The sequence below is a fragment of the Brevundimonas sp. UBA5713 genome (assembly GCF_002419815.1).
Taxonomy (GTDB): Bacteria; Pseudomonadota; Alphaproteobacteria; order Caulobacterales; family Caulobacteraceae; genus Brevundimonas.
The window spans coordinates 30,243-56,106 of the sequence record NZ_DIGV01000032.1 but is presented as its reverse complement, the minus strand read 5'-3'; the positions used below and the strand labels follow the sequence as shown (position 1 = coordinate 56,106).

At 63.5% G+C, this 25,864-nt stretch carries 28 protein-coding genes and 1 tRNA gene; 24 read left to right on the top strand and 5 right to left on the bottom strand.

The window, feature by feature from the left end; all coding sequences use genetic code 11:
• The first annotated feature begins 77 nt into the window (after positions 1–77).
• Positions 78–578 carry a retropepsin-like aspartic protease family protein gene (locus B3B04_RS08585; protein ID WP_292041936.1) on the top strand — a complete coding sequence of 167 codons (501 nt, stop codon included), beginning with the start codon at positions 78–80 and terminating at the stop codon, positions 576–578.
• A 6-nt stretch (positions 579–584) separates the two neighbouring features.
• Here B3B04_RS08585 and B3B04_RS08580 read toward each other — a convergent pair whose 3' ends face one another.
• Positions 585–1,421: an LD-carboxypeptidase gene (locus tag B3B04_RS08580; protein ID WP_292041934.1), complete on the bottom strand. Its 837-nt coding sequence runs from the start codon at positions 1,419–1,421 to the stop codon at positions 585–587.
• Between the two features lie 111 nt (positions 1,422–1,532).
• Here B3B04_RS08580 and B3B04_RS08575 point away from each other — a divergent pair, with 111 nt between their 5' ends.
• From B3B04_RS08575 to B3B04_RS08495, 17 genes are all read left to right on the top strand, one after another.
• On the top strand, positions 1,533–2,912 hold the full coding sequence (locus tag B3B04_RS08575) for a UDP-N-acetylmuramate--L-alanine ligase (protein ID WP_292041931.1): 1,380 nt from the start codon (positions 1,533–1,535) through the stop codon (positions 2,910–2,912).
• Positions 2,913–3,012: 100 nt separating this feature from the next.
• Entirely contained in the window at positions 3,013–3,678 is a 666-nt protein-coding gene (locus tag B3B04_RS08570; RefSeq protein WP_409516053.1) for a PepSY-associated TM helix domain-containing protein, read from the top strand.
• Positions 3,679–3,691: 13 nt separating this feature from the next.
• Positions 3,692–4,204, top strand: coding sequence for a DUF2271 domain-containing protein (locus tag B3B04_RS08565; protein ID WP_292041929.1), 513 nt, complete (start codon positions 3,692–3,694; stop codon positions 4,202–4,204).
• Between the two features lie 10 nt (positions 4,205–4,214).
• Complete coding sequence (locus B3B04_RS08560; protein ID WP_292041927.1) at positions 4,215–5,015, top strand: DUF4198 domain-containing protein; 801 nt, start codon at positions 4,215–4,217, stop codon at positions 5,013–5,015.
• Positions 5,016–5,018: 3 nt separating this feature from the next.
• Positions 5,019–6,092, top strand: coding sequence for an FAD:protein FMN transferase (locus B3B04_RS08555; protein WP_292041925.1), 1,074 nt, complete (start codon positions 5,019–5,021; stop codon positions 6,090–6,092).
• A gap of 19 nt (positions 6,093–6,111) precedes the next feature.
• A complete protein-coding gene (locus tag B3B04_RS08550) occupies positions 6,112–7,470 on the top strand; it encodes a sulfite reductase subunit alpha (RefSeq protein WP_292041921.1) in 1,359 nt (452 codons plus the stop codon).
• Positions 7,471–7,534: 64 nt separating this feature from the next.
• On the top strand, positions 7,535–7,858 hold the full coding sequence (locus tag B3B04_RS08545) for a YerC/YecD family TrpR-related protein (RefSeq protein ID WP_292041918.1): 324 nt from the start codon (positions 7,535–7,537) through the stop codon (positions 7,856–7,858).
• Positions 7,859–7,884: 26 nt separating this feature from the next.
• A complete protein-coding gene (hisG, locus tag B3B04_RS08540) occupies positions 7,885–8,763 on the top strand; it encodes an ATP phosphoribosyltransferase (RefSeq protein ID WP_292041916.1) in 879 nt (292 codons plus the stop codon).
• Positions 8,763–10,070 carry a histidinol dehydrogenase gene (gene hisD / locus B3B04_RS08535; RefSeq protein ID WP_292041913.1) on the top strand — a complete coding sequence of 436 codons (1,308 nt, stop codon included), beginning with the start codon at positions 8,763–8,765 and terminating at the stop codon, positions 10,068–10,070. The genes hisG and hisD overlap by 1 nt, the downstream gene beginning before the upstream one ends.
• Positions 10,067–11,491: an imidazoleglycerol-phosphate dehydratase HisB gene (gene hisB, locus B3B04_RS08530; RefSeq protein WP_292041912.1), complete on the top strand. Its 1,425-nt coding sequence runs from the start codon at positions 10,067–10,069 to the stop codon at positions 11,489–11,491. Before hisD ends, hisB begins: the two co-directional genes overlap by 4 nt.
• A 1-nt stretch (position 11,492) precedes the next feature.
• Positions 11,493–12,092, top strand: coding sequence for an imidazole glycerol phosphate synthase subunit HisH (hisH, locus tag B3B04_RS08525; RefSeq protein ID WP_292041911.1), 600 nt, complete (start codon positions 11,493–11,495; stop codon positions 12,090–12,092).
• A complete protein-coding gene (gene hisA, locus B3B04_RS08520; RefSeq protein ID WP_292041910.1) occupies positions 12,089–12,820 on the top strand; it encodes a 1-(5-phosphoribosyl)-5-[(5-phosphoribosylamino)methylideneamino]imidazole-4-carboxamide isomerase in 732 nt (243 codons plus the stop codon). Before hisH ends, hisA begins: the two co-directional genes overlap by 4 nt.
• Entirely contained in the window at positions 12,820–13,587 is a 768-nt protein-coding gene (gene hisF, locus B3B04_RS08515; RefSeq protein ID WP_292041908.1) for an imidazole glycerol phosphate synthase subunit HisF, read from the top strand. The genes hisA and hisF overlap by 1 nt, the downstream gene beginning before the upstream one ends.
• Positions 13,584–14,210, top strand: a complete 627-nt coding sequence (gene hisIE / locus B3B04_RS08510) for a bifunctional phosphoribosyl-AMP cyclohydrolase/phosphoribosyl-ATP diphosphatase HisIE (RefSeq protein ID WP_292041905.1) — start codon at positions 13,584–13,586, stop codon at positions 14,208–14,210. The genes hisF and hisIE overlap by 4 nt, the downstream gene beginning before the upstream one ends.
• A gap of 120 nt (positions 14,211–14,330) precedes the next feature.
• Positions 14,331–15,212, top strand: coding sequence for a hypothetical protein (locus B3B04_RS08505; RefSeq protein WP_292041902.1), 882 nt, complete (start codon positions 14,331–14,333; stop codon positions 15,210–15,212).
• 173 nt (positions 15,213–15,385) lie between these two features.
• On the top strand, positions 15,386–15,649 hold the full coding sequence (locus tag B3B04_RS08500) for a hypothetical protein (RefSeq protein WP_292041901.1): 264 nt from the start codon (positions 15,386–15,388) through the stop codon (positions 15,647–15,649).
• Between the two features lie 131 nt (positions 15,650–15,780).
• On the top strand, positions 15,781–17,823 hold the full coding sequence (locus B3B04_RS08495; protein ID WP_292041900.1) for a TonB-dependent receptor: 2,043 nt from the start codon (positions 15,781–15,783) through the stop codon (positions 17,821–17,823).
• A 3-nt stretch (positions 17,824–17,826) separates the two neighbouring features.
• On the opposite strand, the gene B3B04_RS08490 is transcribed toward B3B04_RS08495, so the two are convergent.
• Positions 17,827–18,987, bottom strand: a complete 1,161-nt coding sequence (locus tag B3B04_RS08490; RefSeq protein WP_292041899.1) for a glutathionylspermidine synthase family protein — start codon at positions 18,985–18,987, stop codon at positions 17,827–17,829.
• A gap of 95 nt (positions 18,988–19,082) precedes the next feature.
• Between B3B04_RS08490 and B3B04_RS08485 the strand changes: the two genes are divergently transcribed.
• A complete protein-coding gene (locus B3B04_RS08485) occupies positions 19,083–19,727 on the top strand; it encodes a DUF1190 domain-containing protein (protein WP_292041897.1) in 645 nt (214 codons plus the stop codon).
• Positions 19,728–19,889: 162 nt separating this feature from the next.
• Here the strand turns inward: B3B04_RS08485 and B3B04_RS08480 are convergent.
• Positions 19,890–19,964: transfer RNA gene (locus B3B04_RS08480), tRNA-Val, on the bottom strand.
• 113 nt (positions 19,965–20,077) lie between these two features.
• Positions 20,078–20,434: a cell cycle two-component system response regulator CpdR gene (cpdR, locus tag B3B04_RS08475; protein WP_292041896.1), complete on the bottom strand. Its 357-nt coding sequence runs from the start codon at positions 20,432–20,434 to the stop codon at positions 20,078–20,080.
• A gap of 148 nt (positions 20,435–20,582) precedes the next feature.
• Here cpdR and B3B04_RS08470 point away from each other — a divergent pair, with 148 nt between their 5' ends.
• Entirely contained in the window at positions 20,583–21,458 is an 876-nt protein-coding gene (locus B3B04_RS08470; RefSeq protein ID WP_292041895.1) for an N-formylglutamate amidohydrolase, read from the top strand.
• Between the two features lie 243 nt (positions 21,459–21,701).
• On the opposite strand, the gene B3B04_RS08465 is transcribed toward B3B04_RS08470, so the two are convergent.
• Positions 21,702–22,388 (bottom strand): DUF599 domain-containing protein, encoded by a 687-nt coding sequence (locus tag B3B04_RS08465; protein WP_292041894.1) that lies wholly within the window; start codon positions 22,386–22,388, stop codon positions 21,702–21,704.
• 124 nt (positions 22,389–22,512) lie between these two features.
• Between B3B04_RS08465 and ppa the strand changes: the two genes are divergently transcribed.
• The 4 genes from ppa to B3B04_RS08445 all read left to right on the top strand — a co-directional run bounded on the left by ppa (position 22,513) and on the right by B3B04_RS08445 (position 25,845).
• Positions 22,513–23,052 (top strand): inorganic diphosphatase, encoded by a 540-nt coding sequence (gene ppa / locus B3B04_RS08460; protein WP_292041892.1) that lies wholly within the window; start codon positions 22,513–22,515, stop codon positions 23,050–23,052.
• Positions 23,053–23,180: 128 nt separating this feature from the next.
• On the top strand, positions 23,181–23,438 hold the full coding sequence (locus tag B3B04_RS08455; RefSeq protein WP_292041891.1) for an Lrp/AsnC ligand binding domain-containing protein: 258 nt from the start codon (positions 23,181–23,183) through the stop codon (positions 23,436–23,438).
• Between the two features lie 102 nt (positions 23,439–23,540).
• Positions 23,541–24,722: an acyl-CoA dehydrogenase family protein gene (locus B3B04_RS08450; protein WP_292041889.1), complete on the top strand. Its 1,182-nt coding sequence runs from the start codon at positions 23,541–23,543 to the stop codon at positions 24,720–24,722.
• A gap of 4 nt (positions 24,723–24,726) precedes the next feature.
• Positions 24,727–25,845, top strand: coding sequence for an acyl-CoA dehydrogenase family protein (locus B3B04_RS08445; RefSeq protein ID WP_292041888.1), 1,119 nt, complete (start codon positions 24,727–24,729; stop codon positions 25,843–25,845).
• Positions 25,846–25,864 lie beyond the last annotated feature (19 nt).

Sequence of the window (25,864 nt, the reverse complement as noted above, 5' to 3'; positions counted from 1 at the left end):
AACCGCGATCCGGCGGTAACCTTTTGTTCGCCACATCGATTAATTTGATGGGAACCGACTGATGGCAGCATCCCCCCATGATCCGCATCGACTCGCGTTCTCTGGTTGTCTTTTCGGCTGCCCTCGGCACCTCTTTAGTGTGCGCAGGCGGCCTGATGGTGCTCGACAGCACCGAAGCGGGCGCGCAAGCCTGGGGTAAGCCGCTGCCGCTGGCCAATCCTGCTGTGCTGCGTGCCGCCGATGGCCACTACTGGGCCGATGCCTCCATAGAAGGCCGCCCCATGCGCATGCTGGTGGATACCGGTGCCTCACTGGTGACGATCAGCCGTGCCGATGCGCGCAAGCTGGGAGTCTATGTCACCGATGCCGACTTTACCCACACGCTGAGCACTGCGGCAGGTCCGGTGAAAGCCTCGCCGCTGACGCTGGGCCGTCTGTCTGTCGCAGGTGTGCACCTGAAAGAGGTCGAGGCCATGGTGGTGGACCGCGACCTACCCGCGCCCCTGTTGGGTATGAGCTTTCTAGGCCGCCTGAGCGCCTTCGAGGCCCGCCCCGACGGGATCGTTCTCAAAGGCTGACAGGTCTTAACGTGGGCCGAACGGGACGATCTTGTTCTCGCGGTCGTGGCCGATATCGGCACTGCCCAGATAGGCAATACCGGCGCGTTCACACCAATAGCGGGCGATTTCTTCGGCGGTCATGCCGAAGTCCGGATCGTTTTCCGTCACGTCCGACACGCGCCCCATGCGGATGCCCGCACAGCCCCGGATGCCGGCCTGTCCGGTCAGGTGGAACATCATCCGGTCAACGCGGTACAGCGCCTCGGACACCTCTTCCAGCATGATGACATGGCCCCTCAGGTCCGGCTCGACCGCTGTGCCGACCAGTTCGTTCAGAATGGTCAGGTTGAAGGCTACCGCCGGACGGCTGTCCTCATGCAGGCTGGCCTCCAGCGAGGCCTGATCGCCGGTGCGCAGCCAGTTGATGGCGCGAAGCCCCGTCAGATCGTTACGCGATCCGTCAGACGCCATAGGGCCGTGGGCCACCGTACCAATGCCCGCCTTATAAAACGCCGCCAAAAGGGTGCCGACATCGGAATAGCCGAGATAGCGTTTGATGCGGGCATGATCGTTCAACTGGGGCAGCACCGCCTCGGCAATGCGGCATGAACCATAGCCGCCACGCGCAAACCAGATCGCATCCAGCGCCGGATCATTGGCATAGTCGACCAGCGCCGCGGCGCGAGTGGCGTCGTCGCCGCCAAAATGGCCGTGCACCTCATACAGCGACGGGTGCATGACCAGTTCCACCTCGCCCGCCGGATACATGCGCTGGGCCCAGTCCACGATGGCCTGTCCCCGTTCAGGATCCAGTCTGGAACTGGCGTTGACCACACCGATGCGGAAAGCTTTGGTCGTCATAGTCAGGGGTGGTCTCTTGATCAGTGGTGGCCTAATAGTCGAGCAAGATGGAGCATCCGCCCTGCCACAGGCAACGGACATCTCCCGCCTCCCTGCGTCAAGATCAGGCCCATGATTAAAGACTATTATTTCTGCGGCATCGGCGGTTCCGGCATGATGCCTCTGGCTCTGATCGTCCAGTCGCAGGGGCACCGGATCGCAGGTTCCGACCGCGCTCTGGACCAAGGCCGTACGCCTAAAAAATTTGACTGGCTGCGCCAGCGCGGGGTGCAACTGTTTGCGCAGGATGGCTCGGGCGTCACCTCTTCCGAACAGATCGTGGTGGCCTCGGGGGCCATCGAGGACACTGTGCCCGATATCGCCGCCGCCAAGCGCGCGGGGGCAACCATCCTGACCCGTCCGCAGATGCTGAGCCAGCTGTTCAATGCCGCCCCCACTAGCATTGGCGTGGCGGGCACCAGCGGTAAGTCCACCATCACCGGCATGGTGGCGTGGATGCTGCATCGGCTGGATCAGCAGCCGACCGTCATCAATGGCGCGGTGATGAAGAATTTCGTCAGCGACGACACGCCCTTTGCGTCTTCGCTGGTCGGCAAGCCTGAGGTGATGGCGGCAGAGGTGGACGAATCCGACGGCTCCATCGCCCGCTACAATCCGACGGTAGCCGTCGTGTCCAACATCTCGCTGGACCACAAGTCGATGGAAGAGCTGCGCCAGCTGTTCGGCGGCTTTGCGGCTCGCGCCAAGGTGGCGGTGCTGAACCTCGACAATGATGAGACGGCGGCTCTGGCCGCGACTTCGGACAAGGTGCTAACCTTCTCGCTGAATAGCGACGCGGCAGACCTCTACGCCCATTCTCTAGAGGCGCTGGCGGACGGCATCCGGTTTGATCTGGTCGTTGATGGCCAGACCCTGCCCGTGCGTCTTCAGGTGCCGGGCGCGCACAATGTGGCCAATGCACTGGCAGCATTGGGCGCGGTCAAGGCACTGGGTCTGGATGTGGCCAAGGCCGCCAAGGCGCTGGAAGGCTTTGAGGGCATGCGCCGCCGTCTGGAGACGGTGGGCACACAGGACGGCATCACCGTCATCGACGACTTTGCCCATAACCCCGACAAGATTTCAGCCACGCTCAACACGCTTCATGCGTTCGAAGGCCGCCTGCTGATCATGTTCCAGCCGCACGGTTTTGGTCCGCTGAAACTGATGAAGACCGAGTTTATCGACACCTTCGCCAGCCTGATGAAGGCTGACGATGTCTTGGTCATGCCGCAGCCTGTCTATTACGGGGGCACCACCGACCGCAGCGTCACCTCCGAGGACATTGCCGAGGGCGTGCGCGCCAAGGACCGTCAGGCCAGCGCCTTGCCCACCCGCGAGGATTGCGGCGACTGGCTGATCCAGCACGCCAAGGCCGGTGATCGGGTGCTGGTCATGGGTGCGCGCGATGACACCCTGTCGGTATTTGCCCGCGACCTGTTGGCGCGCCTCTAGGGCTTTATCCCCCGTCAGGTGACGATTGATCACCCGACGGGCCAAAAGCTGAGCAAATTACTATTGCAACTCGTTCGCATCTTGTGGCACAGCCCCTTGCGTGAACAAAGTTGTCTCTTCTTCGCAAACTGTCTCGGCCCGCGTTCCGGCGGCTGCCAGCGCGCGTCGGTCGTTCTGGCTGAAGCAACTTCACACCTGGCACTGGATTTCAGCGGCGCTGAGCCTGGTCGGCATGCTGCTGTTTGCCATCACCGGCATTACGCTGAACCACGCTGGCTCCATTCCGGCCACGCCTGTGGTCACGGAGACCACAGCCGAAATGCCTGCGCCTCTGGTGGCGCGACTGGCAGACTTTCCTGAAGAGACCACCGATCCTGCGCCCGAATTCATGGTACGCTGGGCCAAGGACGCGCTGGACGTCGATCTGGCCAAGAAGCCGACCGAAACCACCCCCGAAGAAATCTATGTCGCCCTGCCCATGCCCGGCGGCGATGCGTGGATGACGCTGGACCGCGCCACCGGTGAGGTCGTCTATGAAAAGACCACGCGCGGTGCGATCGCCTATCTGAACGATCTGCACAAGGGCCGGAACAGCGGCACCGTCTGGTTCTGGTTCATCGATGTTTTTGCCGTGGCGTGCGTGATCTTCACCCTGACCGGTCTGGCTCTGGTGTGGCTGCATGCCCGCAGCCGTCCGTCGTCATGGCCGCTGGTGGGCCTAGGCCTGCTGATCCCCGTCATCATCGCCCTGCTTTTCATCCACTGACGAGTATCCTCCCATGCGTAAGCTTCCCCTCGTCCTGACCACGGCCACTCTGACCGCCGCTGCGGCTCCGGCTCTGGCCAACACCCTGTCTGTCACGGTGGATCTGCCGCGCATTAGCAGCGCCTCCTACCACCGCCCATACGTGGCCGTGTGGATCGAGAACCCGGACCAGACCGCCAACCGCACCTTGGCCGTGTGGTACCAGCAGACCCGCAATGCCGAGGGTGACGGCAAGGACTGGCTGAAGGACATGCGCACCTGGTGGCGCAAGGGTGGCCGCGCCATGACCCTGCCCGCCGATGGCGTGTCGGGTCCGACCAAGGCACCGGGCCGTCATACGGTCACTGTTCCGGCCTCGCGCCTGCGCAATCTTGCCGCCGGAAACTATACGATTGTGGTTGAAGCGGCCCGCGAACTGGGTGGCCGCGAAGTGGTGCGCGTACCTTTCCGCTGGGGCGGGCCGAACACGGCCAATGCTTCCGGCTCTACCGAACTGGGCGCCGTTCGCGTCGCCGTGACCCGCTAAGGATCTTCCGATGAAAAAAGCTTTTGCGCTTCTGGCCCTGACGGCCGCTCTGGCCGCTCCGATGGCGGCTCAGGCCCACCGCGCGTGGATCGCCCCGTCCTCGACCGTCCTGTCGGGCAATGACGCCTGGGTCGGCTTCGATGCCGGTATGTCGAATGTGGTCTATCAAGCCGACCATGCCGCCATGCGTCTGGGCGGTCTGGACATCACCGCGCCGGACGGTAGCAAGCTGGAAGCCCAGAATGCGACCCAGGCCCGCTATCGTTCGATCTTCGACATCGAGCTGAAGCAGGAAGGCACCTATCGTGTGGCCAATGTGGTCGAAGGCTTCATGGGCTTCTACGAGCAAGGCGGCGAGCGCAAACGCTTCCGCGGCTCCGAGGCCGAGTTCGCCGCTGCCGTGCCCGCCGATGCCACCAATGTTTCGTCAGCGCGTACCTTCACCCGCACCGAAACCTTCGTGACGCTGGGAAATCCGAACGACACGGCTCTGGCCCCGACCAATAAGGGTCTGGAACTGATCCCCGTCACCCACCCGAACGACGCTGCCGAGGGCGAGTCCTCGACCTTCACACTATTGCTGGACGGCCAACCGGCCGCCAATGTCGACGTGACCATCGCGCGCGGTGGCCTGCGTTACCGCAGCAACCCCGAAGAGATCACCACCAAGACCGGTGCCGACGGCAGCTTCACCGTCGCCTGGGCCGCCTCGGGCCTGCACTGGATCGGTGCCTCGGTGCGCAGCGAAGGTGCCAATGGCCAGCCGGGCACGAACGCCTCCTACAACGGCACCATCGAGGTTCTGCCCTAACCCATGAAACGCTCCAGCTCCTCGCCCGCGCCGATCATCATCGGAGACGCCGTCGCTAATGACTTCGGCGAGAACCGCGTGCTGATCCCGCAGGTAAACGGGGGGCCGGAGCGTCCGCCCAGTGATCTGGTCTGGTCGCTGGACGGAGCCAGCATGGGCACGACCTGGCAGGTTCGTTTTGTGCCGCCGATGGGCAGCGATCTGGAAGATTTCCGCGTGGCCATCGAGGCCGAACTGGAGACTGTGATCGCCCTGTTCAGCCCGTGGGTGACGAACAGCGAGATCAGCCGGTTCAACCGCGCAGGCGAAGGCTTTGTGCCTCTGTCTGATGATTTCTGGGCCCTGCTGACAGCCTCTCTCGACATTGCAGACGATGTGAACGGCGCGGTCGATCCGACGCTGGGGGCGTTGGTGGACCTGTGGGGCTTTGGCCCGCTGGGTCAGCGCCTGTCACTGCTGCCTGTCCCGACCGACGAAGAGATAGCCGCCGCGGCCAAGGTCAGCGGCTGGAACCGCCTGCGCCTGAACCGTGAACAGCAGTCAGCGCTTCAGATCGGTGGCATGAAGCTGGACTTCTCCGGCATCGCCAAGGGCCATGCGGTGGACCGCGTGTCCGAGCGCCTGACCGCCATGGGTGCCACCTCGCATCTGGTGGAGATCGGCGGCGAGCTGAAAGGACGCGGCGTCAAACCCGATGCCCAGCCGTGGTGGGTCGAAATCGAAACGGTCGAAAACTCTCCGGCTCCGCGCACGGTGGCGGCCCTGTTTGATCTCGCCGTGGCCACGTCCGGCGACTGGCGCCGTCAGTTCAGCCACAATGGCACCACCTATAGCCACACCATCGACGGCTCTACGGGTCGCCCTGTGGCCAATGGCTTGGCGCAGGTAACAGTCTTTGACGCCTCGGCCATGCGCGCAGACGCCTTTGCCACCGCCCTGACGGTTCTGGGTCCGGTTGACGGACCTGAACTGGCCGAGGCCATGGGTCTGGCCGCCCATTTCGTAGAGCGTACCGCGCAAGGGCTGGTCGAGCGGATGACGCCTGCCTATGCCGCCATGATGGAGGACGAGGCCTAAACCGCCTGTCGCTTTTGTCGTGACCCATAACCCCACCCACTGGATCTGCGCCGCCATCTGTGTCGGCCTGTGGCTGGCCCTGACCTTGTGGGTCGTGGCCAAGGTTCGCCGCGATGCCAAGGCGGCCAAGGCGCGCGCCGCCGCCATGGGCGATGCAGCCTCCGACACGGTTTTGCTGGCCTATGGCAGCCAGACGGGAACGGCGGAAAATCTGGCGTGGGATAGTGCCGAGTGGCTATCACAGCAGGGCACACCTGCGCGTCCTGTGCCTTTGTCGGAATTGACGCCAGAAGTGTTGGCGGCTGCCCGTACTGTCCTGTTTGTCGCCTCTACCACCGGAGAAGGCGATGCGCCCGACAATGCCTCTGGTTTTCTGCGCCGCCAGATGACCGAAGCCTCGGCCCTGCCGCACCTGTCCTATGGCGTGCTGTCACTGGGCGACAGCAGCTATGACCAGTATTGCGGTTTTGGCCGTCAGCTGGACGACTGGCTGGTCGCCAGTGCCGCCAAGCCCCTGTTCAGCCGTATCGAGGTCGACAACAACGACCCCGTCGCTCTGGCCGCATGGCAGGGTGAGCTGGCCAAACTGGCCGGTGCCGAAAGCGGTGCAGGTTTTACCCCGGCCCCGTTCCAGCCGTGGCAGCTGGTCCGCAAAACTCATATGAACCCCGGAAGCCCCGGTGGCGAAGCGTGGCATCTGGTGTTCCAACCCATCGGCCACCGCTCGGTCTGGGAAGCAGGCGACATTGCCGAAATCGCTCTGCCGAGCAGCGAGGGCGCAGCCACTGTAGTGCGTGAATATTCGCTGGCTTCGGTGCCCGCCGATGGCGCGGCTGAGTTCTGCATTCGCCTGATGACCACGCCGGACGGCGGCTATGGCCTGGGCTCCGGCTGGTTGATCCGTCAGCTCAAGCTGGACGAGGTGGTGCAGATGCGCATTCGCCCGAACCGCAGCTTCCGGTCTGCGCCCGATGCGGCCCCCATCATCCTGATCGGCAATGGCACCGGCATTGCCGGTCTGCGCGCCCATCTGAAGGTGCCGCGCGCGGGCGATGCGTGGCTGCTGTTTGGCGAGCGCACCTCGGCCCATGACAATCTGTTCGGCGACGAGCTGAAGGCCATGCAGGCCGCCGGTCAGATCGCCCGTGTGGATCACGCCTGGTCACGCGACGAAGGCGATGGCCGCTATGTGCAGCATCTGTTGTCCGAACACGCCCGCGACATCGTCCGCTGGGTCGAGCGCGGCGCCTATGTGTTTGTCTGCGGCAGTCTGGAAGGCATGTCGCAGGGCGTGCATGCGGCGCTGGAAACCGTATTGGGCACCGAGACGCTTCAGGGCCTGACGGACGCCGGTCGCTATCGCCGCGATGTCTACTAAAGCGTAACACCACGCTGTAACAAAATCCTTGACCGTTCCACTGTTACAGCATAGTGGAACGCGCATGACGACCGAACCTGCCATTGCTGCCGATCAAGCGGCCACCAAGGACGCAGCCCGCGAGGCACTGCTTGATGCCTTGCTGGCCATGAAGAGCCGTGAGGAAATGGCGGCCTTTTTGGCCGATCTCTGCACCCCCGCCGAGCTGCGCGCCTTTACCGAGCGCTGGCAAGTGGCCCGCCTGTTGGACGCGGGCGACAAATCCTATCGCGAGATCGCTGCCGAGGCCGGGGCCAGTCCGACCACCGTGGTCCGCGTCGCCCGCTATCTGAAGGACATGCCGCATCAGGGCTATCGCATCGCCCTTGATCGCATTTCCGCTGACTGAAGATTCTGACCCGAGAGAGTAAACCCATGAGCACCGCACAAGGTCGGCTCCGCATCGCCATTCAGAAATCCGGCCGTCTGGCCGACCGCTCGCTGGACCTGATCCGCGACGCGGGCCTGAAATGGGTCAAGGGTCATAACGAGCTGCTGTATCGCGTCGAAAACTACCCGATCGACCTGATCCGGGTGCGCGACGACGACATTCCCACCTTCGTGGCCGATGGCGTGTGCGACCTCGGCATCGTCGGCGAGAACGTGCTGGAAGAAGGCCGCAACGGCGGCCCGAACGCCGAGATCGTCATGCCGCTGGGCTTTGGCCGCTGCACGCTGAAACTGGCGACCCTGCCGGGTGACTGGAATGGCCCCAAGACGCTGGAAGGCCAACGTATCGCCACCTCCTACCCCAACATCCTGAAGCGCTATCTCGCCAATGAAGGCGTGAAGGCCGATGTAGTGCTGATGCGCGGTGCGGTCGAGGTCGCGCCGCGCATGAAGCTGGCCACCGGCATCTGCGATCTGGTCTCGACCGGCGCGACGCTGGAGGCCAACGGCCTTGTCGCCCGCGACACCGTGTTTGAATCCCAAGCCGTCCTGATCAAATCGCCGACCGCGCCCGAGCCGGAACTCGTCGATCTGCTGGACAGCGTCATGGAGCGCATGAGCGGGGTCATCGCCTCCTCGGGTGCCAAATATGTGATGATGAACGCCCCGCGCGCCGCGCTGGACGAGATCATCGCCATCCTGCCGGGTGCAGGCTCGCCGACCATCATGCCGTTGGCCGGTCGTGATGATGCCGTGGCGGTCCACGCCGTGTGTCAGGAAGCTGTATTCTGGGAAACGCTGGAGAAGCTGAAGGCCGTGGGTGCCTCGGCCATCCTCGTCCTGCCCATCGAGAAGATGATGTGATGAAGACTATCGACTGGTCCCAACTGGACGCGGCCCAAAAACGCGAGGCTCTGGCCCGCCCGTCGCAGCGCGTTGCCGCTGATGTCACCAATGTGGTGCGCGAGATCATGCAGGATGTCGCCCTGCGTGGCGGTGCCGCCGTCACCGAATGGTGCATCAAGCTGGACGGCGCACCCCCGCGCCGCATTCCGATCAACAACGAGACCCTGAACGCGGCCCGTGACCAACTGGCACCTGCCGACACCCGCGCCATCCGTATGGCCGCGGAAAACATCCGCCTTTTCCATCAGGCAACCAAGCCCGAAGACACCAAACTGATCGAAACCACCGCCGGTGTGCGCTCCAAGATCGCTTGGCGCGCCATCAGTGCGGCAGGCATCTATGTGCCGGGCGGCACGGCCCCGCTGTTCTCGTCTCTGTTGATGCAGGCCATTCCGGCACAGGTCGCCGGTGTGAAAACCCGCGTGGCCGTCACCCCGCCGTCCAAGGACGGCTCGGTCCACCCGGCCATGATCATAGCCGCTGCCGAGGCGGGCCTTGACGCTCTCTGGGCCATCGGCGGAGCACAGGCCATCGCCGCCCTGACCTTTGGCGTCGAGCTGGAAGACGGCATCATCCAGCGCTGTGACAAGCTGTTCGGCCCCGGCAATGCCTATGTGGCGGAGGCCAAGAAACAGGCCAACGCCCTGCCCGCCGGCCCAGCCGTAGACATGCCCGCTGGCCCATCCGAACTGATGGTCGTGGCCGACAGCGCCGCCGATCCGGTGATTGCCGCTGCCGACCTTCTGTCTCAGGCCGAGCACGATACCGACGCACAGGTCATCCTTGTCGCCACCACCAAGACCGCCCTTCAGGCCATTCTGGAAGAGGTCGAGGAACAGGTCGGCACCCTGCCGCGCGCCGAGATCGCCCGCGCATCTCTGGGTGAAGCCCGCGCCATTCTCGCCCGCAATCCGGACGATGTGATCGAAGCCATCAATATGTATGGCCCTGAACACCTTGCGCTTCAGACCGAAGACGCCGGTGATCTGGTGGACCGTATCGAAGCCGCAGGGGCCATCTTCGTCGGTGGCTGGGCCGCCGAGACCCTTGGCGACTATGCCGCTGGTCCCAGCCACGTCCTGCCGACCGATGGCGGTGCGCGCACGCTGGGCGGTATCACCACCGCCAGCTTCATGACCTCGATGTCGGTGCAGTATGTGAACGAAGAGGGTGCCCGCACCCTTGGTCCGATCGCTGCCCGCCTTGCGCGACTGGAAGGCCTCGAAGCCCACGCCCGCGCCGCTGATTACAGGAGCGAGGCATGAGCCTTCCCGCCCCCTTTACCCCGCTGATCTCCGGTGCCGAGGGTCTGGACGCCTATCCGTCCAACCCCGCCGCGCTGGCCGCTCGTATGGCCGAAATCTATGGCGTCAGCGCCGATCAGGTGCTGCCGGTACGCGGCCTGACCCACGCGCTGGAACTGGTCTGGCGTCTGGCTCTGCGCGACGGTGGCTCGGTCGAGGCTCCCAAGTCCGAACCCTATAGCCGCCTGCAAGCCATCTATCCGGCCAAGGGCGAGGCCATGGCCGTGATCGCCCGCGCCATCGGCTCGCCGGAAGCCATCACCGAAATGGCCGCCCGCGTCGCCCCTGCCCTGCTGGTGGTGGATGAAGGCGTGGTCGAGTTCTCCGATGCGACCTCGGCGGCCACCCTTATCAAGGATGTGCCGAACCTGATCGTCCTGCGCAGCCTGTCGCTGGCCTATGGCCTGGCCGGTGCGCGCGTGGGCGCCGCGCTGGCCCAGCCGCTGACACTGGAGCGTCTGGCCTCGGTGCTGGAACCCTATGCCCTGCCGTCGCCGCTGGTGAAAATGGCCCAGCAGGCACTGGACCCGTCGCGGATGCTGGAAAGTGCCGAGCGCATCGCCACCGTGCGCCGCGAGCGCGAGCGACTGGTGCGTGAGCTGTCGCGTCTTATGCCGGTGGATCAGGGCGTCGGCCCGATCATCGTCACCCGCCCTGAAAACCTCGAAGCCGCCCTTGGCCAGCTCAAGGTGTTCGGCATCACAGCCGATGTGTCCGAAGAGCGGCTGCGCCTGCCCGTTTCGGTCAAGACCGAGGTCAACGACCGCCTGCTCGCCGCCTTTGGCATGAGCGTCGGCAAGGCCCGCGCCCCGCGCATCGGCCAGTCGGTGCGCGACACCAAGGAGACCCGCATCGTCTGCGCGGTGAACCTTGACGAGGCCGCTCCGGTCAAGATCGAAACCGGCGTCGGCTTCTTTGACCACATGCTGGAACAGATCGCGGCGCACGGCGGCTTCTCGCTGCGCCTGAAATGCGAAGGCGACCTGCACACCGATCCGCACCACACGATCGAGGACTGCGCCATTGCTCTGGGTCAGGCGCTGAAACAGGCACTGGGCGAACGCAAGGGCATTCAGCGCTATGGCTTTGTCCTGCCGATGGACGAGGCCAATGCGGTTGTCTCTATCGACCTGTCGGGCCGTCCCTTCCCTGTGTTCGAGGGCACGTTCGAGACACCCTACCTCGGTGACTACCGCACAGACATGACCGCCCACGTGTTCCGTTCGCTGGCCGAACACCTTGGCGCTGCCGTGCACATCACCGTCACCGGCACTGACGACCACCACAAGACCGAGGCCTGCTACAAGGGCTTTGGCCGCGCGCTGCGTCAGGCCATCAAGGTTGAAGGCGACGCAATCCCCTCGACCAAGGGCGTTCTGTAAGATGAACGTCACCCTGATCGGTTATGGCTCGGGCAATGTCGCCTCGGTGCGTTTCGCACTCGAACGTCTGGGTGCCCGTGTGCGCGTCACCGCAGATCCTGACGATGTGCTGGACGCCGAGCGCGTAATCCTGCCCGGCGTCGGCGCGGCAGGCTATGCCATGAAACAGTTGAACAGCCTTGGCCTGACCGAGGCGCTTCGCCAGTTCGAACGCCCGCTGATGGGTGTTTGCCTTGGCCAGCAGCTTTTGTTCGAAGCCTCTGACGAGGATGGCGATGTGGCCATGCTGGGCCTGATTCCGGGCCGCGTCACCGCCATCAAGCCCAAGCCCTCCATGCCCTCGCCCCACATGGGCTGGAGCCGCCTCACCAAACGCCGCGAAGATCCGCTTCTTGAAGGCGTGAACGACGGCGAGTGGGCCTATTTCGTCCACGGCTTCGTCTGCCCCGATGGCGAGGCCACCATCGCCGCTGCCGATTACGGCCTGCCTGTACCCGCTGTGGTGAACTTCAAAAACCGCTGGGGCTGCCAGTTCCACCCTGAACGGTCTGCCAAGACCGGTGCCCGTATCCTCAAGAATTTCCTCGAGTTGCCCGCATGATTATCTATCCCGCCATCGACCTGAAAGACGGCTTCGCGGTGCGCCTGATGCACGGCGATTTCGACAAGGTCACGCGCTACGACGATAATCCCGCCTCGCGCCTTGCTGCCTTTGCCGCCGAAGGGGCCGAGTGGGTCCACATCGTCGATCTGGACGGGGCCAAGGCTGGTGGTGCACGCCAATACGAACTGGTCGGTGAAATGGCCAAGTCGGTGGATGTCAAAATCCAGTGCGGCGGCGGTGTTCGCAGCGAGGAAGACATCAAGCGCCTGCTGGATGCGGGCGTGAACCGCGTGGTCATCGGCTCGCTGGCGGTAACGGATTCCGATCAGGTTCTGGCCTGGCTCGACCAGTTCGGTCCCGAAGCCATCACCCTCGCGCTCGATGTGAAATACGAAGACGACATGCCCGTGCCTGCCCTCAAGGGCTGGACCCAGTCGGCGGGCGTCGACCTGTGGACCGTGCTGGAGCGCTATCCATCGGATCTATTGCGCCACGTGCTGATGACAGACGTCAGCCGCGACGGCGCACTGACCGGTGCTAATCTGGACCTGCTGGGCGAAGCCCTGAAGCGTCGTCCTGAGCTGAAAATCCAGGCCTCGGGCGGTGTCGCCACTCTGGACGACCTAACCGGAGCCAAGGCCATCGGCTGCGACGGTGCCATCACCGGCCGCGCCATCTATGAGGGCAAATTCACCGTCGCCGAAGCCATCAAGGCCGTGGCCTGATGACCGCCCGTAGGATTATCCCCTGCCTCGACGTCAAGGACGGCCGCGTTGTCAAAGGCGTGCGCTTTGAAGGCCACGTCGATATGGGCGACGCCGCTGAACTGGCCGCGCGCTATCGCGATCAGGGCGCTGACGAGCTGGTGTTTTACGACATCACCGCCAGCCCCGAAGGCCGCACTCTCGACTATTCGTGGGTGCAGGATATTGCCCGCCTGCTCGACATCCCCTTCTGCGTGGCCGGTGGCATCCGCACGGTCGAACAGGCCGCACGCTGCCTCGACCACGGTGCAGACAAGGTGTCGATCAACTCTCCGGCTCTGGAACGCCCCGAACTGATCGGCGAAATGGCGCAGGTGCTGGGCCGCCAATGTGTCGTCGTCGGTGTCGACAGCGCGTTTCAGGATGGTGAGTGGAAGGTCCACAAATACACCGGCGACCCCAATGCCCGACGCGGCGCAGGCAAGCTGACGATGGACTGGATTCTTGAGGCTCAGTCGCTGGGTGCCGGCGAGATCGTGCTGAACTGCATCGATCAGGACGGCGTCCGCAAGGGCTATGACATCCCGCAATTGAGCGCCGCCTGCCAGCGCCTGAACATCCCGCTGGTTGCCTCCGGCGGTGCGGGTGCGGTCGAACACTTCCTGTCGGCGTTCAAGGATGCCGACGTCTCCGGTGCTCTAGCCGCCAGTGTCTTCCACTCCGGCGCTATCGCCATTCCCGATCTCAAAGCCTACCTCGACCAGAACGGGGTGGAGGTGCGTCTATGACCGATCTGAAAACTTCCGTAGATGTCTCCGCCATCGACTTCGCCAAGGGCAACGGCCTGATCCCCGCCATTGTGCAGGATGCCGACACCCTACAGGTGCTGACGCTGGCCTATATGGACGAAGCCGCCCTGCAGGAAACTCTGGAGAGCGGTCAGGCGACCTTCTTCTCGCGCTCGCGCGGCGGTCGCTGGCGCAAGGGCGAGACCTCGGGCGACTTCCTCAATGTCGTCTCGGTCACGCCGGACTGCGACACCGATGCGGTTGTCGTTAAGGTGCGCCCCGTCAACGCCAATGCCTGCCACCTGAACCGCACCTCGTGCTTCGGTGACGAGGTGGCCCCGGGCCTCGGTCAGTTGGCGCGTCTGGAGCGCACCATCGTCGAGCGCGCCCAGGCCGATCCGGAAGAAAGCTGGACCGCCCGCCTGATGCAAAAGGGCGTCAAACGCATCGCCCAGAAGGTGGGCGAGGAAGGCGTGGAAACCGCCTTGGCCGCCACCGCCGGACCGGACGAAGAGGTTCTGAATGAGTCAGCAGACCTGATCTACCACCTGTTGGTCCTGCTCCACGCCCGCGGTCTGCGTCTCGATAATGTGCTGGATGTCCTGCGCTCGCGCGAGAAATGACGCGCATTTGTGCCCAAACGTAAAACTGAATGGCGATAACATGTCTGTGGATTGCCCTAACCTCTGGGCAATCGCATAACCCTCTTCCTTACGAACGAAGTTCGGCTTTGGAGATAAGACATGTCGCGATTCATCCGTCCTGTGCTGATCGCCGCCCTCGCTATGGCACCGGTTACGGCTGCACAGGCTCAGGACTGGCGCGGTACTCCCGTCTTTGGCCAGGTTCGCCTGGAAGCGGGGTTCACCCCTGATCCCCACGTGGTCGAACTCACTGCGGGTGGCGGCACCGACGCGGGCCGTCTGGCGGGCGGGCGTTGCAACGGCAACATCGGGCATAACCCCGACTATGTGCTGCGCTATACGGCAGGCGACATGCCGCTGAACATCCGCGTGACGTCCAGCGAAGACACCACCTTGGTCATCCGCGATCCGGGCGGTTCGTGGCAGTGCAATGACGATGCCAACAACCTCAATCCGGAAGTCGGCTTCCCGCGTCCTGCCTCGGGCAACTATCACATCTGGGTTGGCACCTTTAACGAGAACACCGCCAACGCCCGTCTGGAAATCTCTGAACTGGCCTCCAGTGAAGTGGCGTCCGGTTCCACCATCGATATGTCGCAGGAAGCCAACTTCGGTGAAGTCATCCTGCGCGCAGGGTTCACGCCTGATCCGCACACCGTCACCATGGCCGCTGGTGGCAGTGTCTCGGCTTCATCGGTCCACGGCCAGTGCTCGGGCTATGTCTCGCAAGCTCCGGACTATGAGCTGACCTATCGTGCGAACGGCAGCAACCCGCTGACCTTCACCTTCGCGTCGGACGGTGACACCACGCTGATGATCAATGCGCCGGACGGCAGCTTCTATTGCGATGACGACAGCGACGGCGATCTAAACCCGCGCGTTCACTTCAATCGCGCGCAGGAAGGCGTCTATGACGTCTGGGTCGGTACGATTTCGGGTGAAATCGAATCCGGCACCCTGTCGATCTCTGAAATCCAGTAAGTCTTTCTGAAATCAAGATTATCGTGCCCCGGAACCGTTGGCTCCGGGGCATTTTCTATGGCGGAGGGCGACATTTTCGCGTTCGCATTTCGACAAAAGTTCACGGGCGCGTGAACCGAATGTGAGTCCACGACGTTTATGTTTTTTCACCGCACTCTGGGAGGAGCCCCCTTATGCGTAAACTCGTACTTGCTGCCATTTCTGTTGCTGCCATGACCGGCCTGGCTGCTTGCCAGAACGCTGCCGAGAAGGAAGCCGACGCCCGCGCCGACGCCGTCGAAGCTCAAGCCGACGTCGCTGTGACCCAGCTGGAAAACCAAGCTGACGCTGCTGCTACCGACGCACAGACCGACGCTCTGAATGCTCAGGCTGACGTTGTGGCTGAACAAGCCGAACAAAAGGCTGACAACATTCGCGACGCCGCGCCGTCGAACTAAGTCCATCAGTTTCACTGACGGCCAAAGCCCCGCCGAACCCTTTCGGCGGGGCTTTTGTTATGCCCGATTGTTGACAGGGACAGCGCATCACGGCGTTCTCGTAATGCGCCCCCACGAGTTAAGGTTTTGCCGTGTTCGATTATCAAACGCCTCCCACCGATCTGTCCGAACCTGTTCAGGTGCAGGAGGTTGTGGTGACGGCAGCGCGCCTGCCACCGGCGGCGTCTGAGGCCGCCTTCGCCGTCATCCGGCTGGGGCAGGACCAGATCAAGGGCGCGGTGCGAACCGATACCGCTCTGCGCGAAGTGCCCAATGTCTCGCTGTTCCGCCGTGCAGACAGTCTGGCCGCCAATCCGACGACCCAAGGCCTGTCCTTGCGCGCCATTGCACCGACAGGCGCCGGACGGGCGCTGGTCACTCTGGACGGCGTGCCGCTGAATGACCCGTTCGGCAACTGGGTGATCTGGGCGCAGGCCATCCCTGAAAGCCTTGGCAACATCGATGTCATCCGTGGCGCGGGCGCGGGTCCCTATGGCGCGGGCGCGCTGACCGGTGTGGTGGCTCTGAACGAGCGTGATGCCGATGGCGGCGTGATGGACCTGTCCATCGCCGAGCGTGGCGGTCTTCGCGCCGCGGGCACGGCAGGCGTGTCTCACGGGCGTGTGGCCCTGACCGTTTCGGGTCTACATGAAGTCAGCGACGGCTATGTGCCTGTGCGTGGCTCTGCAGCGGGCGTGGCCGACCGTCCTATGGACCTGAAGGCCGAGGCCCTGTCGGGTCGACTCGACTATGCTGTGGCGGACGATGTGCAGATGTCGGTTCGTGCCGCCACGTGGGAAGAGGATCGAGGTTCGGGCCTTGGCGAGAACCGCGCCAATGCCAGTGGCCACAGCGTGTCGGCCACCCTAGCCCGCCAGCCGAGCGAAGGCGTAACCGGATGGCGACTTCAAGCATGGTCCACCCACAGCAATCTGTTTAATTCCTCGGCCTCGGTAACGGCGGACCGCAACACCACTACGCCTGCCAATGAACAGTATCGCACCCCCGCTGAAGGCTGGGGCGTGAATGCCGCCGTACGTCGGCGCGATGGGCTGGCAGGCGGGTTTCTGGAATGGGAAGTCGGTGCCGATGCCCGCTTTAACGAGGGGCAGACGCAGGAACTGTTCCGCTTCATGAACGGGGCCTTCACCCGCGACCGCAAGGCGGGCGGCGAGGCTTCGGTGGCAGGTCTTTACGCCGACGGGTCATGGACGGGCGGGCCGTGGCTGATCGCCGGTGGCCTGCGTCTGGACCAGTGGACAAATGAAAACGGTTTCCGCCGCGAAGCCGATCTGGAAAATGGTGGCCTGCTGCTGGACGAAGGCGAGGACAAACGCTCTGACGAAGTCATCAGCGCCCGTCTTGGCGTGCGGCGCGCGCTGAGCGAAACGGTGTCGCTGCGCGGCTCGGCCTATACGGGTTTCCGTCCGGCCAGTCTGAATGAACTGCACCGCCCGTTCCGTGTCGGCAATGATCTGACCGAAGCCAATGCCGCTCTGGTGCCCGAAAAGCTGAGCGGGGTCGAGGCAGGCGTTGATTATGACAGCGGCCGTCTGGCGCTGGGCGGGGTGCTGTTCTGGAACCGTATCGACGATGTGATCGTCAATGTGACCTTGGCCGAGGGCCCCGGCACCTTCCCGCGCGCGGGCTTTGTGCCCGCAGGCGGCGTGCTGCGTCAGCGCCAGAATGCCGGAACCATCGAGGCCGTGGGCGTCGAACTGAACGGACGCTATGCCGTGACGGACGCCCTTCATCTGCGCGGCGCGCTGGCATGGACCGATTCCGAAGTGGACGGCGGCAGCGCCGCGCAGCAACTGACCGGCCTTCGCCCCGCACAGGCCCCCGAATGGGCCGCGACGCTGGGCGTGGACTGGCAACCCGTTACCGATTGGCAGATGGGTATCAGCGCCCGCTATGAGTCTGACCGCTTCGACGACGACCTGAACAGCCGCACGCTCAAGGCGGCATGGACCGTCGATGCCCGCACCGAATGGCAGTTCGACCGCCATGCCGCCCTGTGGCTGGCGCTGGACAATGTGTTCGACGAAGACGGCGCCACCTCGGTCACCGCCACGGGCGTCGAAGGCTATACGGCCCCGCGCACCGTGAGAGCGGGCGTTCGCCTGACCTACTGATCCCTAGCGGATAAAGTGCGGCAAGAAGCGCGAGGTATTGCGGGTCACGCGGCCCATATCCTCGCGCAAGCCCATACCTGCCGCGGCATCGCCGACGATCCATGAACCCACGATGACGTGATTGCCCGCAAAGCGCGGCGGGGCGTGCAGGGCCTGAAGGATGTGGCGGCCTTCGCCATAGCCGCCATCCTGAACCCCGCTGCTGCGGCCCTGCTCGAAAAGTTCGACATTAGCCCCTTCGCGCGAGAAAAAGGGTTTGCGCGCATAGTCACGGCCCAAGGCCGAACGAGCCGGATCATCCTCGAAATAGGCTTCCAGCAGATTGGGATGGCCGGGGTGGCGCTGCCACAGCAGGGGCAGGATGGCCTTGTTGGAGAGTATGGCCTTCCACGCGGGTTCCAGCATCCGCACACCGCTGGCCGACAGATGGCGCGCGAACGGATCGCGCAACATGTCTTCCCACGGATAGAGTTTGAACAGGGCCGTGATCGGTCGGTCTTCCAGATCAACAAAGCGGCCTGCGGCGTCCACGCCGATGTCGCTGATGGCCACAAAGCGCGGCTTCAGATCGGCCTGAACCGCAATGTCCTCAAGGAACAGCACCGTCTGGCGGTCCTCAACGAAGTTGGCGTCCGATGAGAAATGGATCGGCGTGATCGGCGGGAACAGCTGAGCAAAGCGCGCCACCAGCTTTTCATGCAGGCTGTTGAACTGGTCGGCATGGGACGGCAGCACGCCCGCCTCGATCTGCTCTTCCAGCCAAAGCCACTGGAACACGCCCGTCTCGAAAATACTGGTGGGGGTGTCGGCATTGTATTCGTACAGCTTGGCCGGACCGTTGCCGTCATAGGCAAAGTCAAACCGGCCATAAAGCGACGGCTGGGCATGTTTCCAAGTGTTGGCGACATAGTCGCGCATGTCGGCGGGGATATCGACCGCCTCCATCAGCTCTTGGGACGCCACCACCTCGGCCACCAGATCCAGACACATGTCGTGCAGTTCTTCGGTGGGGGCCTCGATATCGTTCTCGATCTGCTCCAGCGAAAAGGCATAGGCCGCCGTCTCGTCCCAATAGGGCTGGCCGTTGTCGTGGCTCCATGTGAAGCCGACAGCGCGGGCCTTGGCCTCCCAATCGGGGCGCGGGGCGAAATCGATACGTTGCATGCCGGACCTTGTTCACTGAGGCGGATAAGCGATACACAGTTTAGAAGATTCTGGCGTGCCGAAAGCGGCATATTTTAGCGAGGCATTGCGGTCTTATGGCTGATCCGAAAGCATCGACCTGCGGCATGGACCGTCTGAAGCGTTCGCGCGTGCTGCATCTCAGCAGCCTGATGGCAACGGCCAGCTTCACGCTCGCCGCCTGTGGCTCTCCGCCCCAAGCCAATGCCCCGCAGAACAATGCCGCCGCGACCAATGCTGCCGCCTCGCCGGAAGACAGCTGGGACACGCGCGTCGAAGGGGCCTTCCAGTCCCTGGACGAATGCGTGGCCTCGGGCACAGCCACCGCGTCGGAGTGTGAAGCCGCCTATCGCACCGCTGCCAACCAGGCCGCCGAGAATGCGCCGAAGTTCGGCTCGCAAGCTGACTGTGAGCAAGAGTTCGGAGCCGGTCAGTGCCAACAGCGCACCGAGGCCAATGGCACGTCCATGTTCATGCCTCTGCTGGCCGGTTTCATGCTGGGTCGTCTGCTGAGCGGCGGCAATCGCGCCCCTGCCTCGCCGCTGTTCCGCCGTGGCGACAGCCTGCGCACCCCTGACGGCCAGTTCGCCGGTCGTACCCGCCCGACCACCACCGCTGCCCCTGCCGCCACCACCACCCGCCCCGCCCAAGCCGACCAAGGCTCGCGCGCCGTCAGTCGCGGTGGCTTTGGCACCAGCAGCCGCTCCAGCTACGGCGGCTAAGAGCATTCCAGATATGCAGAAAAAGGGCGGTCCGCACGCGGATCGCCCTTTTTTCGTGCGCTAAACGCGCGCGAACCGTACCGATTACAGGTATTTCAGTGAGTTTCTGGGGGGATTCTGGGGGGCACCCTACGATCAGAAACGCTAAGTGCTTGAAGAGAATGGTGGACGCGACAGGGATTGAACCTGTGACCCCTACGATGTCAACGTAGTGCTCTCCCGCTGAGCTACGCGTCCGCCTTTTCTGCGGCCCGTCCAAGTTGCCTTGGTGGGCGGGAAGGCCGGTCGTATAGCCCGCCTTTTTGGGAATCGGCAAGAGGTTTTTTCAACCTTTTCCGTGATTTTTCACATCACGCTGCAATCATCTTGTCCACTTCATCGACGAGGTCGCGCAGGTGGACGGGCTTGGCCAGCACCTTGGCCTGCGGCGAAGCCTGTGCAGCGGTCAGGGCGACCGCAGCGAAGCCGCTGATGAACATGATCTTCATACCGGGATAAAGACCGCTGGCCACGCGGGCCACTTCGATGCCGTCTGCGCCGGGCATGACAATGTCGGTCAGCAGCAGATCGAAGGTGCCTGCCTGAAGGGCGTCGATGGCATCATCACCGTTCTCGCAGTCGGTGACCTCATGCCCCGCCCGTTCCAGCGCACGCGTCAGGAAGCCCCGCAGAGAATGATCGTCTTCGGCCAGAAGAATACGCGCCATAGGGGAATGCCCGAGGATGAAAGAATCAGTGGTAACCAGACTAGGGCTTCAGGCGTAAATCTTGGATGAAGCCCGTTCGGTGAAATCAGGTATCGGCCTACCACGATCAACGGGGCGACGAATGGGGCAAAGCGCGGTACATCAGCGTATGGCCGAACCCACGGACACACCCCCTGCCCCTGCTGCTGACGCCTTGGATACGCCTGCGTTCGAGGTGATGGCGTGCGCGGGGCCGAAGACAGGGTTGGTGTTCGCCTCGGCCCATTCCGGTCGACACTATCCGCAAGACATGGGAACGGTTGCGCCCCTAGAGACTGTGCGCACCACCGAGGATGCCCATGTCGATCTGCTGATCGCGGGAGCGGAGACGCTGGGGGCCGATGTGATCGTTTGCCACACGGGGCGGGCCTATGTGGACCTGAACCGCAATGCCGCCGATCTGGACCCGGCCCTGATCCGTGACTGTCCGGTGCCGGAAGGCAGTGCCAAGGCACTGGCGGGCTATGGGGTGATCCACCGCCAGTCCGGCAATGGTCTGCCGCTATACGGCCACCGGCTGGATATGGCGGCGGTGCAGGCGCGGCTGGACCGTGTGCATCGGCCCTATCATCAGGCGCTGGGCGGGCTGATGCATCAGGCCAAGGCGCAGGCGGGCCGTGCGGTGCTGGTGGACTGGCATTCCATGCCCCAGAGGGCCACGGGGCGCGGCGGGCCGGATATCGTGCTGGGCGACCGCTTCGGCTCCAGCTGCGATGCGGTGTGGACGCGGCGCGTGCGCAGCCTGTTCGAGGCCGAGGGCTGGCGCGTGGGCCTGAACCGCCCCTATGCGGGCGGCTATGCGACCCAGATCTGGGGCCGTCCGGACGAGGAACTTCACGCCCTGCAAGTCGAAATCAACCGTGCGCTGTATTGGGATGAGGCCAAACACCAGCCTTCTGAAGGCTGGAAACGCTGTGCGGGCGTGATCCGCCGCGTCATGACCCGTCTGTGCCAACAGGCAGCCCAAGACCTCGGCCACCCCTGACGACAGATAAAAAAAAGCCGCGCCAAGTCCGGCGCGGCTTTGAAAGTCTATAGGGAGGAAACGCCCAGGAAGGGCGAGACGCTCAAAAGCGTCGAAACTCAAGCTAGGTTGCAGCGCACAAAATATCAACCCCGGATTCGCGAAACTCTGTCACACCCTGTTTCATGAACTGCAACAATTGCGTGAAACGGCAGGAAATTGGGCCTTTTAGAGTGCCATTTCGCAGTGCAGCACGACCAAGGTCTAACCACGATCCAGCAGGCGTCGCGCGTGACGGACGGCCTGCGCCGCCGGCGATCCGATCTGGCGCCACAGCAACAGGGCGGTCACCGCAACGACCGCCAAAAGCAGCCATATCGCGCCGAACATCCACGCTGCCGCCGCGAGGGCGAAATAATAGCCCCGCACCCCGCGATTGAACGAGGATAGTGCCGGATTGAGCACGCGGGCGGCCGCCTGCGCAAAGGTGGCGCGATCTGCCTCTTCGTGGACTTCTGGCGCGGCACCGATCAGGGCCACCGTATAGTTCAGTTGCCTCAGCGCCCAGACCAGATCGAGCAGGCCGCGCGCCAGACAGACGATGATGAGCGCCAGCTTACCCTCCATCACCTGAATACTGGGCGCGTCGGCTCCCAGATTGGCAATATTGCGCAAGGCGGTATCTCCGCCGAACAACACCCCCGCAACCGCCGCAATCAACAGCAGGTTGGTCGAGGCGAAAAACGAAGCCGAGGAAATGGTGTGGCCCATCAACTGGGCATCGACCAGACGCATCTGGCGCTCGGTCATGGCCCGCATCCACGCCTGACGGATCAGCAACATGTCCGCATTCAGTGTGCCACTCTTTCGCGCCAACACCCCCAGCAGTGGATCATACCCCAGCCAAGCCAGACAGAAGACGATTAGGGAGACCCAATCCAGAGCCAACATCGACCATTTTCCTTACCCGCAGAGGCGCAAACCCGCCTGTGCGTACGTGGTGCCGCTTGCCGTATGCGTGCGCAAAGCTTATCACGCCCGCCAACTTCATTCGCATCTGCAATAGAGCACAAATATGAACATCGAAGCCATTCCGGTCGGCAAGGACGCCCCGTGGGACGTCAACGCCATCATCGAGATTTCGGCTGGCGGCACGCCGGTGAAGTACGAGATGGATAAGGATTCGGGCGCGCTGTACGTCGACCGCTTCCTGTCGACCCCGATGATCTATCCGGCCAACTACGGCTTCATCCCGCACACCCTGTCGGACGACGGTGACCCGTGCGACGTTCTGGTCCTGACCCCGTATCCGGTGGTTCCGGGCAGCGTTCTGCGTTCGCGTCCGATCGGCGTGCTGATCATGACCGACGAAGCAGGCCGCGACGAGAAGATCCTGTGCGTGCCGGTCGACAAGATGACCCCCTTCTACAAGGACGTCACCTCGTACGAACAACTGCCGGAAATCCAGCTGCAGCAGATCGAGCACTTCTTCACCCGCTACAAGGACCTGGAAAAAGGCAAGTTCGTGAAGATTGACCGCTGGGGCTCGGCTCAGGAAGCCGCTGACCTGATCGTCGCCGGTCAGGCTGCACATCAGGCCAAGCTGGCCAAATAAGCCAGACGTAGGGCTTTAGAGATTTGTGGGGCGTTGCGGGCAACCGCAGCGCCCTTTGTCTTGGGCGCTCCCTTGGCCCGCCCCTCCCCGCGCGCTAAGGCAGGAGCATCCAAGGGAGTGTTGCCACCATGATGACCGCCATTTTCGTCTTCATCAAATGCGAGCTGGGCTATGCCAATGACGTAGCCGCCGATCTGGTGGACAATGTCGAGAACGTCAGCGAGGTCTATTCCACCTCGGGCCAGCACGATCTTCTGGCAAAATTCCACCTGCCCAAGGACGCCGACATCGGCACCTTTGTCACCAAACAGGTGCAGACCCGTCCACACATCCGCGACACCTTTACGGTGATCACCTTCTCGCCCTTCCTGCCCAAGAAGGTGTGATCGACAAGCGCTCTAGAGACAGTAGCCAATCAAAACGCGTGTGGTAACGTCGATCACGAAAGCGGCCCTCTAGAAGCCGCCTGACTGGGAAACGCAAAAGCCATGAGCGATTTGGAAGGCTTCCGCGCCGAGGTGCGCCGCTGGCTGGAAGACAACTGCCCGCCCGAAGTGCGCGGGCCGATCGAGTCTGAAAACGATATGATCTGGGGTGGCCGCAACGCCACCTTCAAGACGCCCGCCCACAAGCTCTGGATGGAGCGGATGGGGGCCAAGGGCTGGACCGCACCGGAATGGCCCGCCGAATACGGTGGCGGCGGCCTGACGCGGGCGCAGGCCAAGGTGCTGGCCAGCGAGCTTCGCCGCATCAAGGCCCAGCCTGCGCTGAACAGCTTTGGCATCTGGATGCTGGGGCCAGCGCTTCTGGCGTTCGGTACCGAAGAGCAGAAGAAGAAATTCCTGCCGCCCATCGTGCGCGGCGAAATCCGCTGGTGTCAGGGCTATTCCGAACCGGGTTCGGGGTCCGATCTCGCCTCACTACAGACCCGCGCCGAGGACAAGGGCGACCACTGGATCGTCAACGGCCAGAAGATCTGGACATCCTATGCCGATCAGGCCGACTGGATTTTCTGTCTGGTGCGGACCGACCCGACCAGCAAACACCGCGGCATAAGCTTTGTCCTGTTCGACATGACCACCCCCGGTGTGTCGACCCGACCTATCACCCTGATTTCAGGCAAATCGCCCTTCTGCGAGACCTTCTTCGACAATGTACGCGTCGAGAAGGAAGACCTTGTCGGCGAACTCAATCGCGGCTGGGACGTCGCCAAATACTTGTTGGCCCATGAGCGGACCATGATCGGCGAGATGGGCGAGAGCATGATGGGTCGCCCGTTAGGCGCAGTCGCCCGCGACAGCATCGGCAGCGACGATCTGGGCCGTCTGGATGATCCCATGCTGCGCGCACGCATCGCCGAATGGGAACTGGACGGTGCCGCCTTCCAGCTGGCCATGGACAGTGCTGTGGACCGTATGAAGGCCGGACAGGCCCATCCTGCGCTGGCTTCGGTGCTGAAATACTATGGCTCGGAACTGAACAAGCGCCGCTATGAACTGCTGATGTCGGCAGGGGGCATCGACGCGCTGGAATGGGAAGGCGAACGCTCGCAGGACGGCGAGCGTGCCCGTAGCTGGCTGCGCACCAAGGCCAACTCCATCGAGGGCGGCACCACCGAGGTGCAGCTGAACATCATCGCCAAACACCTGCTGACCCTGCCGGGAGCCTGACCCCATGCCGCTGATCCTGACAGAAGAACAAGTCATGCTGCGCGAGGCGGTGGACGGCTTTCTAAAAGAAAATGCGCCGATCAAACATCTACGCCAGCTGCGAGACAGCCGCGATGCCGACGGCGTTTCGCGTGATCTGTGGAAGGCCTTTGGCGAGATGGGCTTTGCGGGTGTGATCATCGACGAAGAGCATGGCGGCTCGGGCCTCGGTGCCGTCGAGGCGGGCGTGATCGCCGAGAGCCTTGGCCGCACCCTGACGCCCTCGCCCTTTCTGGGCAGTGCCATCCTGTCGGCCAGCGTGCTGAAGGACGCGGGTAGCGAGTCTCAAAAGGCTTGGCTGCCCAAGATTGCTGCGGGCGAGGCGATACTGTCGCTGGCGATCGACGAAGGGGCCAAACACGCCCCGCAAAAGATCGAGGCCCGCGCCGAACGCAGCGGTAATGGCTTCCGGCTGAACGGCGACAAGGCCATGGTGCTGGACGGCCACGTGGCCGATGCCCTGATCGTGGCCGCCCGGACCGATGAAGGCCTCAGCCTGTTCCTGATCGATCCCAAGACCCAAGGCGTGGCGATCGAGCGCACCCTCATGGTCGATGCCCACAATGCCGCCCGCATCAGTCTGAAGGACGTCGAGGTCAATGCCGATGCCCTGATCGGCGAGGCCGGTGCCGGACAGGCCACACTGGACAAGGCCCTGTTTATGGGGCGGGCCTGCACGGCAGCTAGTTTGAACGGTGCGGGCGATCAGGCCTTTGCCATCACGCTGGAGTATCTGCGCACGCGCCAGCAGTTCGGCAAGCTGATCGGCGAGTTTCAGGCCCTGCAACACCGCGCAGCCCACCTCTATACCGAGCTGGAACTGACCAAGGCGGCGACGCTGGGGGCCCTACAAGCCATCGACGAGGGCCGCGAGGGCGTCGATCTGGCCACCTCGGTCGCCAAGGCCAAGGCCGGACGCGTGGCCGAACTGGCCGTTCAGGAAGGCGTGCAGATGCACGGCGGTGTCGGCATGACCGACGAGTTCGACATCGGTCTGTACATGAAACGCGTGCGGGTGCTGAACGAAACGCTGGGCGACAGCCACTACCACATGAACCGTCTGGCCGACGCGCGCGGCTATTAAGGCCGCTTGCTATCGCGGG